Source organism: Nocardiopsis trehalosi NBRC 14201 (genome assembly GCF_001552555.1).
GTDB classification, from domain to species: domain Bacteria; phylum Actinomycetota; class Actinomycetes; order Streptosporangiales; family Streptosporangiaceae; genus Nocardiopsis_B; species Nocardiopsis_B trehalosi.
Window position 1 is genome coordinate 1 of the sequence record NZ_BCRK01000071.1, and the last position, 12,397, is coordinate 12,397.

Annotated in this window: 8 protein-coding genes and 1 tRNA gene; 6 read left to right on the plus strand and 3 right to left on the minus strand. The window is 75.3% G+C overall.

Annotated elements, in window-relative coordinates; all coding sequences use genetic code 11:
- Positions 1 to 114 precede the first annotated feature (114 nt).
- Positions 115 to 300, minus strand: coding sequence for a DUF5703 family protein (locus tag NT8_RS14375; RefSeq protein WP_067969156.1), 186 nt, complete (start codon positions 298 to 300; stop codon positions 115 to 117).
- A 228-nt stretch (positions 301 to 528) separates the two neighbouring features.
- On the opposite strand from NT8_RS14375, the gene topA reads away from it, so the two are divergent.
- The 5 genes from topA (at position 529) to NT8_RS14400 (ending at position 9,217) form a co-directional block, all read left to right on the plus strand.
- A complete protein-coding gene (gene topA / locus NT8_RS14380; RefSeq protein ID WP_067969159.1) occupies positions 529 to 3,312 on the plus strand; it encodes a type I DNA topoisomerase in 2,784 nt (927 codons plus the stop codon).
- Between the two features lie 458 nt (positions 3,313 to 3,770).
- Positions 3,771 to 6,155: a dTMP kinase gene (gene tmk / locus NT8_RS14385; RefSeq protein ID WP_067969162.1), complete on the plus strand. Its 2,385-nt coding sequence runs from the start codon at positions 3,771 to 3,773 to the stop codon at positions 6,153 to 6,155.
- A gap of 100 nt (positions 6,156 to 6,255) precedes the next feature.
- Positions 6,256 to 7,428 carry a DNA polymerase III subunit delta' gene (locus NT8_RS14390; RefSeq protein ID WP_067969204.1) on the plus strand — a complete coding sequence of 391 codons (1,173 nt, stop codon included), beginning with the start codon at positions 6,256 to 6,258 and terminating at the stop codon, positions 7,426 to 7,428.
- Positions 7,429 to 7,560: 132 nt separating this feature from the next.
- Positions 7,561 to 9,057, plus strand: coding sequence for an alpha/beta hydrolase (locus NT8_RS14395; protein WP_084468939.1), 1,497 nt, complete (start codon positions 7,561 to 7,563; stop codon positions 9,055 to 9,057).
- 87 nt (positions 9,058 to 9,144) lie between these two features.
- A tRNA-Thr gene (locus NT8_RS14400) sits at positions 9,145 to 9,217 on the plus strand.
- Positions 9,218 to 9,372: 155 nt separating this feature from the next.
- Here NT8_RS14400 and NT8_RS14405 read toward each other — a convergent pair.
- Positions 9,373 to 10,752, minus strand: a complete 1,380-nt coding sequence (locus NT8_RS14405; protein WP_067969170.1) for a 6-phospho-beta-glucosidase — start codon at positions 10,750 to 10,752, stop codon at positions 9,373 to 9,375.
- 199 nt (positions 10,753 to 10,951) lie between these two features.
- On the opposite strand from NT8_RS14405, the gene NT8_RS14410 reads away from it, so the two are divergent.
- Positions 10,952 to 12,082 (plus strand): carbohydrate kinase family protein, encoded by a 1,131-nt coding sequence (locus tag NT8_RS14410; protein ID WP_067969173.1) that lies wholly within the window; start codon positions 10,952 to 10,954, stop codon positions 12,080 to 12,082.
- A gap of 3 nt (positions 12,083 to 12,085) precedes the next feature.
- Here the strand turns inward: NT8_RS14410 and NT8_RS29910 are convergent, their stop codons facing one another.
- A complete protein-coding gene (locus tag NT8_RS29910; protein ID WP_169805218.1) occupies positions 12,086 to 12,238 on the minus strand; it encodes a hypothetical protein in 153 nt (50 codons plus the stop codon).
- Between the last annotated feature and the right edge of the window lie 159 nt (positions 12,239 to 12,397).

Consider the following 12,397-nt stretch of genomic DNA (forward strand, 5'->3'; position numbering starts at 1 on the left):
GGCGGGCCCCCTCGGAATCATCGAGGGGGCCCGCCGCCTTGTCATAGGCGCGGACGGTCGGCGCGGAACGCGGCGGGCTCCGCACCACCTCCCCCCCCTCGATCGTGATGGAAATCACATGAAGCGTAGCTGGCGGATGATCTTTCGACGCAGCGTGATGCGACGGCTGCCATCGGGATAGAGCCGCACCCTGGCAAGCTCCCATCTCCCGTACTCGGCGTGCTCGGTCAGTTCCCTGCGCGCGTTGCCGCGCGTCGTGCCTCTCGGGAGGCGCAGCTCCCGGTATTCGTACTCAAGCATTGCGCTTATTCTGCGACTGCCGGCGGGGTTCGTGCCATAGCGTTCGTACACGTGGGTTACCGGGATGCCGCTTCCGGGGAACATCTCCGTTTCCCGGCGTCTGCTCCGACGCCGCCCGGGAAGCGAACCTTGGAGTCGTCGGTTACCGTCAGTTGCGGGGGAATCGAAGGCTCGCGGCCAGGTCGACCGGCCGCACCGACAGCGCAAGGCTAGATGTAGGGGAACAGCGTGCCACCCAAGAAGGGCAGCGGCGGCGAGAACGGCTCGAAGGACACGGGACCGCAGGGCGGCGGGAACCGCCTGGTCATCGTGGAGTCGCCCGCCAAGGCCAAGACCATCGCCGGCTACCTGGGCCGGGGATACGTCGTGGAGTCCAGCATCGGACACATCCGCGACCTGCCCACCAAGGCCGCCGAGATCCCGGCGCGCTACAAGAGCGAGCCGTGGGCGCGCCTGGGTGTCAACGTCGACCACGAGTTCGAGCCGCTGTACGTGATCAACGCGGACAAGCGCTCGCACGTGAAGAAGCTCAAGGAGCTGATGGCCGACGCCGATGAGCTCTACCTGGCGACGGATGAGGACCGCGAGGGCGAGGCCATCGCGTGGCACCTGCGCGAGGAGCTGAAGCCGACGATCCCGGTGAAGCGCATGGTGTTCAACGAGATCACCAAGGACGCGATCCGGCGGGCGGCCGAGAACACCCGCGACCTCAACCTGCGCCTGGTCAACGCCCAGGAGACCCGCCGGGTCCTCGACCGCCTGTACGGCTACGAGGTCTCGCCGGTGCTGTGGAAGAAGGTCATGCCGAAGCTGTCGGCGGGCCGGGTGCAGTCGGTGGCCACGCGCCTGGTGGTCGAGCGCGAGCGCGAGCGGATCGCGTTCACCTCGGCGGAGTACTGGGGGCTCAAGGCGGTGTTCGACGCCGCCGGCGCCGGGACGCCCGAGGACCCGTCGTCCTTCCTGGCGCACCTGGTGACGATCGACGGCGCCAAGGTGGCGGTGGGCCGTGACTTCACCGCGCAGGGCACCCTGCGCACGGCGTCGGGCGTGGTGCACCTGGACGAGGAGGCGGCGCGGGCGCTGGCCGCGCGGCTGGAGGGCAGCGCGTACGCGGTGCGCTCGGTGGAGCGCAAGCCCTACAAGCGGTCGCCGTACGCCCCGTTCCGGACCACGACCCTCCAGCAGGAGGCGTCGCGCAAGCTCAACCTGTCGGCCAAGCAGACCATGCAGGTGGCCCAGCGGCTCTACGAGAACGGGTTCATCACCTACATGCGGACCGACAGCACCACGCTGTCGGAGAGCGCGGTGGCCGCCGCCCGCGACCAGGCCGCCCGGTTGTACGGCGCCGATTACGTGCCGCCCAAGCCCCGGGTGTACGCGAGCAAGGTGAAGAACGCCCAGGAGGCGCACGAGGCGATCCGCCCGGCGGGCGACGCGTTCCGGACCCCGGCCGAGACCGGGCTCAGCGGCGCCGAGTTCCGGCTCTACGAGCTGATCTGGATGCGCACCGTGGCCTCGCAGATGAAGGACGCGGTGGGCGAGTCGGTCACCGTGCGGGTGGCCGGGACGTCCAGCGCCGGCGAGGTGGTGGAGTTCACCGCCACCGGCAAGATCATCACGTTCCACGGGTTCCTCAAGGCGTACGTGGAGGGGCACGACGACCCCAACGCCGAGCTGGACGACCGCGAGCGGCGGCTGCCGCCCGTGGCCGAGGGCGACCCGCTCAAGGCCGAGGGGCTGGAGGCCGAGGGCCACAGCACCCGGCCGCCGGCGCGCTACACCGAGGCGTCGCTGGTGAAGGAGCTGGAGGACCGCGAGATCGGCCGGCCCTCGACCTACGCCTCGATCATCGGGACGATCCTCGACCGCGGCTACGTGTTCAAGAAGGGTTCGGCCCTGGTGCCGTCCTTCCTGGCGTTCGCGGTGGTGCAGCTGCTGGAGCGGCACTTCACGAACCTGGTCGACTACGACTTCACGGCGCGCATGGAGGACCGGCTCGACGACATCGCCCGGGGCGAGTGCGAGAGCGTGCCGTGGCTGCGCCGGTTCTACTTCGGCGCGGACCAGGAGGCCGGGCTGAAGGAGCTGGTGGACGACCACCTGGGGGAGATCGACCCCAAGGAGGTCAGCTCGTTCCCGCTGCCGGGCACCGACATCATGATCCGGGTGGGCCGGTACGGGCCGTACATGGAGCGCGAGGGCCAGCGGGTGAACGTGCCCGAGGACCTGGCGCCCGACGAGCTGACCCCCGAGAAGGCCGAGGAGCTGTTCGCCCAGCCCAGCGGCGACCGCGAGCTGGGCACCGACCCGGCGACCGGCCGCCCGGTGGTGGCCCGCAACGGCAGGTTCGGGCCGTACGTCACCGAGGTGCTGGAGGAGCCCGAGGCCGCCGCGGACGCCAAGCCCAAGAAGGCGAAGGCGGCCGCGAAGCCCCGCACGGCGTCGCTGCTGAAGTCGATGTCGCTCGACACGGTGACCCTGGACGACGCGCTCCGGCTGCTGTCGCTGCCGCGCGTGGTGGGCGAGATCGACGGCGAGGAGGTCACCGCGCAGAACGGCAGGTTCGGGCCGTACCTGAAGAAGGGCACCGACAGCCGGTCGCTGGAGACCGAGGAGCAGATGTTCACGGTCACGATCGACGAGGCGCGCGAGATCTTCGCCAAGCCCAAGCAGCGCGGTCGGCGCGCGTCGGCCGCCGCCCCGCTGCGCGAGCTGGGCAAGGACGCCGAGACCGGCCGCCCGATGGTGGTGAAGGACGGCAGGTTCGGGCCGTACGTGACCGACGGGGAGACCAACGCGTCGCTGCGCAAGGGTGACGCCGTGGAGTCGATCACCGACGAGCGGGCCTCGGAGCTGCTGGCCGAGCGGCGGGCCAAGGCGCCCGCCAAGAAGCCGGCGAAGCCCGCCGCCAAGAAGCCCGCCGCGAAGAAGCCCGCGGCGCGCACGGCCAAGGCCGGCACCGGCGCGAAGTCGGGCCGCGGCGGCGCCAAGGACGGCACGCCGAAGTCGTGATCCCGGGGCCCGGACCCGCCGCGCGCCCGTGAGCGCGCGGCGGCCGGGCCCTCGGCGTGGAACGGGCCGGCGGCGGCCCCCGGCGGGCGGTCCGCCCCCGCCGCGGGGCGGACCCGGGCGCGGTGCGCGGGGCCGGGGGGACCGGGGTGCTGCGGTGGGCTGTGCGGGAGGCATACCTCCAGTGCACCGGACCGGGTGGGTGCGGCGCCACCCCGATCCACCGCCTGTGGACAAGTGGGCCGTGACCGGCCGGGGTGGCGCCGTTCGCCCACCGGCAGTACAGTGCCGCGAACGCCGCGTCCGCGCGCCGCGCCGCCCCGCGTCCTCGGGGCGGGCGCCTCATCGGCACGCACCGCACCGGCCCGACTCCCGCGGCACGCGGCCCCAGCGGCCGCCCCGGCGCGGGACCCCCGTCCGCACGCCCGTTTCTAGACCGGAAGCGTCGATACCCTTTTGCCATGAGCAGATCTGCACCCCTAGGAGCGCCGGGCGAGGCGCGCAGTGTCCTTGCGAACAAGCCGTTCCGCCGCCTGTGGATCTCGCTGTCGCTCTCCAGCCTCGGCGACTGGCTGAGCCTGCTCGCCCTCATGTCGCTGGCCACGATCCTCACCCGAGGCGAGGGCGCCGCCGCCCAGTACTTCGCCGTCAGCGGCGTGGTGGCGCTCAAGCTCGCCCCCCCCATCCTGCTCAGCCCCTTCGCTGGGCTGCTGGCCGACCGCGTGGACCGCCGCCTGACCATGGTCGTGGCCGACGTGCTGCGCGCCGCCCTCTACATCTCGATCCCCATCGTCGGTGAGCTGTGGTGGCTGCTCGTCGCCAACCTCCTCGCCGAGATCGTCGCCCTGTTCTGGGCGCCGGCCAAGGACGCCACCGTCCCCAACCTGGTCCCCAAGGCCAAGCTGGAGCAGGCCAACCAGCTGAGCCTGCTCACCACCTACGGCACGGCCCCGGTGGCGGCGGCCCTGTTCGCGGCGCTGGCCTCGGTCAGCTCGCTGCTGTCGGGCCTGTTCCCGGGCATGGGGTCGCCGGCCGCCGACATCGCCCTCTACGTCAACGGCGTGACCTTCCTCGTCGCGGCGGCCGTGGTGTGGACCCTGCCGATCCCCAAGCGGACGGCGGCCCGCCGCACCCCCGAGGCGCCCGCCGGCCCGCTGGGCGACCCGCACGCCCCCACGGCGCCCATCCCCGACCCCAACGCCCGCACCGCCCCCATCCCGGACCCCAACGCGCGTACGGCGCCCATCCCGGACCCGAACGCCCGCACGGCGCCGATCCCGGCCGCCGGCGACCCCGACGCGGCCACCCTGGAGGTCCCGGTGGTGCCCGAGCCGGGGGCCGCCCCGAGCACGCCTGCGCAGGGCGCGCCGCCTCAGGCCGCACCCGGGGCGCCCGCCCAGGGCGCGCCCGCAGCGCCCGCCGCGCCGGCCGCGGCCCGGCCCGCCCCCGAGCGGGCGCGGCCCGAGAACGTCCTGCGCACCATCTGGGAGGGCTGGCGGTTCGCGGGCACCACCCCGCTGGTGCGCGGCGTGCTGCTGGGCATGCTCGGCGCCTTCGCGGCGGGCGGCGCGGTCGTGGGCGTGGCCCGCGTCTTCGTCGAGCGCCTCGGCGCCGGCAACGCCGGGTTCGGCGTGCTGTTCTGCGCGGTGTTCGCCGGCATGGCGCTGGGCATGCTCGCCGGTCCGCGCGTGCTGCGCGACTTCAGCCGGCGCCGCCTGTTCGGGCTGAGCATCGGCGTGTCCGGTGTCGCCCTGCTGTTCGCGGGCCTGATCCCGAACATGGTCCTGGCCGCCGTGCTGACCGCGGTCGTCGGCCTGGGCGCCGGCATCGCCTGGGTCATCGGCCTGACGCTCCTCGGCCAGGAGGTCGAGGACGACATGCGCGGCCGCACCTTCGCGTTCCTGCACGCCGCCGGCCGCGTGGTGCTGCTCGTGTCGGTCTCCGTCGCCCCGCTGGTGGCCGCGCTCATCGGCGACCACCGGCTGCGGCTGCGCGGCCTGACCTACGACGTCCTGGGCACCGGCATGGTCCTCGTGCTCGCCGCCCTGCTGGCCATCCTGGTGGCGTTCGTCGCCTACCGGCAGATGAGCGACCACCCCGACGTCCCGCTGTTCACCGAGCTGGTGGCGGCGCTGCGCGGCGTGCCCGTGGCCGCCGAGGCGGCCGAGGAGCGGCTGCCCGGCACCTTCATCGCCCTGGAGGGCGGCGAGGGCGCCGGCAAGTCGACCCAGGCGGGCCAGCTCGCGGTGTGGCTGCGCGAGGAGGGGTTCGAGGTCGTCACGACCCGCGAACCCGGCGCCACCAAGCTCGGCATGCGGCTGCGCGCCCTGCTGCTGGACAAGGAGAACACGGGCATGTCCAGCCGGGCCGAGACCCTGCTCTACGCGGCCGACCGCGCCGACCACGTCGGCTCGGTCATCCTGCCCGCGCTGCGCCGCGGCGCGATCGTCGTCACCGACCGCTACGTCGACTCCACCCTGGCCTACCAGGGCGCGGGCCGCGAGCTGCCGGTCGCCGAGATCGAGCGGGTCAACGCCTGGGCGACCGACGGGCTCACGCCCGACCTCACCGTGCTGCTCGACCTGCCGCCCGAGGACGGCCTCGCCCGCCTCGGCGGCGGCACGGACCGCATCGAGGCCGAGTCGGTCGAGTTCCACGGCCGGGTCCGCAAGGGCTTCCGGGAGCTGGCCGAGCGCGCGCCGGAGCGCTACCTGGTGCTGGACGCCCGCGAGCCGCAGGAGCGGATCCTCCGCGAGATCCAGCGCCGCGTCCGCCCGCTGCTGCCCGACCCCGTCCCCCAGGACGCCGAGGCCATCACCGGGATGATGCCGATCATCAAGGAGTAGCCACCGCGGCGGACGCCCCGGCACGCACCGCGCGTGCCGGGGCGTCCGCGTTCGGCGGAGGCGGGGCGCCGCGTCGGCGGGGCCTCCTATGCTGGGGGCGATGAGCGTCTTCGACGACCTGGTCGGCCAGGACACGGTGATCGAGCCCCTGCGCGCCGCCGCGCGCGCGGCCGCCGACGGCCTGGCGGGCGGCAGCAGCGGGGGCATGACCCACGCCTGGCTGTTCACCGGCCCGCCCGGGTCGGGCCGGGCCGAGGCCGCCCGCGCGTTCGCCGCCGCCCTCCAGTGCGCCGACGGCGGCTGCGGCCACTGCGACGCCTGCCACCAGGTGCTCGCCGGGACCCACGCCGACGTGCTCTACGTTCGGCCCAGCGGGCTCAGCTTCGGCGTCGACCGCACCCGCGACCTCGTGCTGCGCGCCGCGTCGCGGCCCACGGGCGGCCGATACCGCATCGTGCTGTTCGAGGACGCCGACCGCGCCACCGAGGCCGCGTCCAACGCCCTGCTCAAGGCGGTCGAGGAGCCCTCACCGCGCACCGTGTGGCTGCTGTGCACGCCCACCGCCGAGGACCTGCTGGTCACCATCCGCTCCCGCTGCCGCCTGGTCACCCTGCGCACCCCGCCCACCGCGGCGGTGGTCGACGCCCTGGTGCGGCGCGACGGCGTCGACCCGGACGCCGCGGCCGAGGCCGCCCGCGCGGCGGCCGGCCAGGTCGAGCGCGCCCGCCGGCTCGCCACCGACCCCGAGGCCCGCGAACGCCGCTCGGAGGTGCTGTCCATCCCGGCCCGCCTCGACGGCATCGGGGCCTGCGTTGCGGCCGCCGCCCGGCTGTACGAGCTGGCCGAGGCCGAGTCCAAGGCCACCACGGGCGCGCTCGACGAGCAGGAGCGGTCCGACCTCAAGGCCGCGTTCGGCGAGGGGTCCACCGGCAAGGGCGTGGCGAAGGCGGTGCGCGGCGCGGCGGGGGCGCTGAAGGACCTGGAGGAGCGGCAGAAGCGCCGGGCCACCCGGATCAAGCGCGACACCTACGACGTCGCCCTGCTCGATCTGGTGGCGTTCTACCGCGACGTCCTGGCGATCCAGCTGGGCGCCGGCGTGGAGCTGTCCACGGCCGCGCACCGGGCCGACCTGGACCGGGTGGCGCGCGCCTCCACCCCCCGGGCGACCCTGCGGCGCATCGACGCCATCATGGAGTGCCGGGCGCGGATCGCCGCGAACGTGCACCCGCAGATCGCGATGGAGGCCATGACCTCCGCCCTGCTCCTCGGTTAGACCGCGGGCGGGCGCGCCGGCCGCCGCTGCGTCTAGGGTGTCCCCGGACACGACGGCGGCACCGGGCGGTGCGGGACCAGGGCGGGCAGCGTGGGGTACAGGGCATGGGCGGGCGCCGCCGCGGCGGTGCTGATGGCGGCGGTCGGCTGCGCCCCGGGAGGCGGCGGCGACGGCGGCGGGTCCGCCCGCCCCGATCCGCTGGCGGACTTCCACGGCCAGGAGATCGCCTGGGAGCCGTGCGACGCCGGGTTCGAGTGCGGCACCTACGAGGTGCCGGTCGACTACGCCGACCCGGGAGGCGCGCGCCTGGAGATCGCGGTCAAGCGGCTGCCCGCCGACGGCGGCTCCCCCGAGGGCTCGCTGGTGGTCAACCCCGGCGGGCCGGGCGGGTCGGGCTACGACTACGCCGGCGCGGCGGCCAACGTCGTCAGTGAGGACGTCCGCGCCGCGTACGACGTCGTCGGGTTCGACCCGCGCGGGGTGGGCCGCAGCGCCCCGATCACCTGCCTGGACCGGGCGGGGCTGGACGCCTACCTCGGGGCGGAGTTCGCCAGCGAGGACGGCGACGCCGACGCCGCCGAACTCACCGACGAGGGGGTGCGCCAGGTCGAGGAGGCCAACCGGGGGTTCGTCGACGCCTGCTGGGCGGACCCGTCGGGCCTGGCCGGGCACCTGGGCACCGCCGACGTCGCCCGGGACCTCGACGTGCTGCGCGCGGTCCTCGGCGACGACCGGCTCACCTACCTCGGCAAGTCCTACGGCACCTACATCGGCGCCCAGTACGCCGACCAGTTCCCCGACCGGGTGCGGGCCCTGGTGCTCGACGGCGCGCTCGACCCCACCATGAACCAGTTGGAGATGAGCGTCCAGCAGGCGGCCGGGTTCGAGGTGGCGCTGCGCGCGTTCGCCGAGGACTGCCTGACACGCGCCGACTGCCCGCTCGGCGGGCCGGGTGACACCGTGGACGACGCGGTGGGGCGGCTGGCGGACCTGATGGCCGACGCGGCGCGCGAACCGCTGGCGAACGGGCTCGGCGACGGCCGCGAGGTCAACCGGGCGCGCGTGGAGATCGGCGTCCTGGCCGCCCTGTACAGCGAGGGCTACTGGCCGCAGGTGCGGTCGGCGCTGGCCGACGCGTTCGACGGCGACGGCACCGCGCTGCTGCGCCTCGGCGACGGCCTCTACGACCGCGACTCCGGCGCCGCCTACGTCAACTCCACGGCCGCGCTCATCGCGGTCAACTGCTCCGACCACCCCTCGCCGCGCGACGTCGACGCCTACGAGGAGGCGGCCGAGACGGCCGCCGAGGAGTCCCCGCTGTTCGGGCCGACCCTCGCCTGGGGGGCGCTGCCGTGCGCCTTCTGGCCGGAGGAGGCGGTCGCCGAACCGGAGCCGGTGGACGCCCGGGGGGCGGCGCCGATCCTGGTCGTGGGCACCACCCGCGACCCGGCCACCCCCTACGCGTGGTCGGAGGCGCTGGCCGGCCAGCTGGAGTCGGGCGTGCTGCTCACCCGCGAGGGCGACGGCCACACCGCGTACCGGACCGGGAACCCGTGCGTCGACGCGGCGGTCGACACCTACCTGCTGTCCGGCGAGGCCCCCGAGGACGGCACCGTCTGCGCCCCGTGACCGGTGCCCGCCGGGGCGCCGCCGGGCGTCCCGGACGGTCGGGGGACACGCTAGACTGGGCACCGCCTCGCGCCCGCGCGGGGCCGCGCCGCCTTAGCTCAGTCGGCAGAGCGATTCACTCGTAATGAATAGGTCGTCGGTTCGATTCCGACAGGCGGCTCCGGCCAGAACGCCACCCCCGCAGGGGGTGGCGTTCTGCGTTGGGGAGCCGACGAGGGGGCCGGCGACCTGTCCGGCGGGCCGGCCGCCGGACGGGCCGCGACCGGCGGCGCGGCCCCGGAGCGTACGGACCGGGGCCGCGCAGCGGGTGCGGTGCTATGGCCGGGGCAGCACGTCGGCCAGCTCCGGGAACGCCGCGAGGTAGCCGTCGAGCAGGGCCCGCGCGGTGCCCACCGAGTCGACCAGCGGGTGCCCGGCGAACGCGCGCAGCGCGTGCGTGCGCGACCCCGTGCGGACCGCCGCGATGACGTCGCGCTCGACCGCCTTGACCGCCTGCGCCAGCGCGGTCTGGTGGCCGTCCAGCGGCCCGGTCGCCAGCGGGCGCGCCCCCGACCCGTCGACCAGGCACGCGACCTCGACGACGGCGTCGGCGTCCAGACCGGGCAGTGCGCCGCGGTTGCGGACGTCCACGATGAGCCGCGCCGGGGTGTCGCGGGCGACCGCCCGCATCACCGCGAGCGCGATCTCCTCGTACCCGCCGCCGTCGAGGTCCTCGCCGGCCCGTTCGAACCCGCCGGCCGCCGCCCGGTTGTCGGCCATGTAGCTGCGTTCGCGGGCCAGCCGCGTGCGGTCCCACAGGTCGAACGCCGCCTCGGGGGCGCGGGCGGCGTCGCGGTAGAACTCCGCCTGCTGGCCGACCACCTGCTCGCCGCGCGTGCCGTCCGCCGCGGCGGCGGCCGCGGCCTGCTCGCGGGCCTCGCGGGCCGCGTAGTAGTAGTGCAGGTACTCGTTGGGCAGGGCGCCGATGGCGCGCAGCCAGTCGGCGCCGAACAGCCGGCCCTCCTCGAAGGACTCCACCGCCGCGGTGTCGGCCAGCAGCTCGGGCAGCCGGTCGCGGCCGTCCGCCCACAGGCCCCGCACCCAGCCCAGGTGGTTCAGCCCGGCGTAGTCGACGCGCACGGCGGCGGGATCGAGGCCGAGGGCGCGCGCGGCCCGGCGGCCCAGCCCGGTGGGCGAGTCGCAGATGCCGATGACCCGGTCGCCGAGCACGGCCGACATCGCCTCGGTCACCATCCCCGCCGGGTTGGTGAAGTTGACCACCCACGCCTCGGGCGCCCGCTCGGCGACCGCCTCGGCCACGCGCAGCGCCACCGGGACGGTGCGCAGCCCGTAGCTGATGCCGCCCGCGCCGACGGTCTCCTGGCCGAGGACGCCCGCCGCCAGCGCCACCCGCTCGTCGCGCACCCGCCCGGCCATGCCGCCCACGCGGATGGCGGAGAACACCATGCCGGCACCGTCGAGCGCCGCCGCGAGGTCGGTCTCGGCGCGCACCGCCAGCGGGGGTTCGCCGTGCCGGGCGCGGTGCGCGTCGCGCTGCCGGTCCAGGACCGCGCCGATGGCCGCGAGCCGCCCCGGGTCGGTGTCGTGCAGGACGACCTCGCGCACGACCGCGTCGCCGCCCACCGTGTCGGCCAGGAGCGCCCGGTGCACCAGCGGCACCCGGAACCCGCCCCCGCCCAGAATCGTCAACCGCAACTCCGCGTCCCCTTTCCGCCGGTGCCTGCGCGGGGTCCACCGTAGTGTGCGCAGGGTCGGCCCCGTGCACCGCGGGGCCGGGCGGAGCGGGCGCGCGGGGCCGCCGGGGTTGACGGCGTGCGTAGCCTGCACTGCATACCTTCGAGACTCGGGGCAGGGATCGCACATGGGGACCACGACGCGCACGGGCGGGACGCACATGGGAACGGGCCGCGAGGGGCGCGGCGACCTGGAGACGACGCCGCTGGTGGGGGAGCCGCGCGACGTCCTGGCGGGGGAGCGGCGGTCCGACGGCCCCGCCATCGACCTGGCGCTCAGCGGGACGGTGTTCTTCGACATCGTCCTCACCGGGCTGGCGTCGCCCCCGGCCTCGGGCACCGAGGTCGGCGCCGAGGGCATGGGGTCGTGCCCGGGCGGGGTGGCCAACCTCGCCGTCGCGGCGTCCCGCCTGGGGCTGCGCACGGCGGTCGCGGCGGCGTTCGGCGAGGACGTGTACGGGGAGTTCGCCTGGGAGACGCTGTCGGCGCAGGAGATGGTCGACCTGTCGGCGTCGCGGCGGGTCGCCGACTGGCACTCCCCGTTCACGGTGTCGCTGGCCTACCGGGGCGACCGCAGCATGGTCACCCACGAGCACCCGTCGCCCATCCCGCCGGAGGAGATGGCGCGCGCCCTGCCGCGGGCGCGGGCGGCGTTCGTCAGCCTGAGCGCCGACACCGATATCCCGGAGTGGGCGCGGCAGCAGGCGTGCGACGGGGCGCGGATCTTCGCCGACGTCGGGTGGGACGGCAGCCAGGAGTGGAGCGACGCCGTGCTGGCGCAGCTCGCCTGCTGCCACGCGTTCATGCCCAACGCGATCGAGGCGATGAGCTACACCCGCACCGGCAGCCCGGCGTCGGCGCTGTCGGCGCTGTCGGAGCACGTGCCGGTCGCGGTGGTCACCGACGGGCCCCGGGGGGCGCTGGCGGTCGACCAGACCACGGGCGAGAGCGCCGAGGTCGAGGGGCTGGTGGTGGACGCGGTCGACACCACGGGCGCGGGCGACGTGTTCGGCGCGGCGTTCATCGTCGGCACGCTGGCCGGGTGGCCGCTGGAGCAGCGGCTGCGGTTCGCCAACCTGTCGGCCTCGCTGTCGGTGCAGCACACCGGGGGGTCGCTCTCGGCTCCGGGCTGGGCCGACATCGCGGCGTGGTGGGGGAGCGTGCACGCGGGCCACGACGAGGCCGCCCGCACGCTCGCCCGCGACTACGGGTTCCTCACCGACCTGGTGCCGCTGCCGTGGCTGCCCACCGCGCAGCGGCGGGCCAGCGCCACCATCGGGCTGCGCTCCTGAGCGTCAGGCCCGCTGCCGCTGGAACCACCCCCACACGGCGGTGGCGACGAACAGCAGGGCGGCGATGGCGGCCAGCCAGAGCAGCCCCTTGACGACGACCCCGACCACCGCCAGGACGAGCCAGATCACCAGCAGCACCATGACGAGCTTCAGCATGCCGTTCCTCCTCGGGTCGGTGCGCGCGGACGCCGCGGCCACTACCCCCGGCCCCGCCGGGCATGCGGCGGCGGGGCCCGCACAACGCCGACGGGGCCCGTCCGCGGGTGGCGGACGGGCCCCATGGGCCGGGCGGAGGGCCCGGTCGGCCGGCTGGTC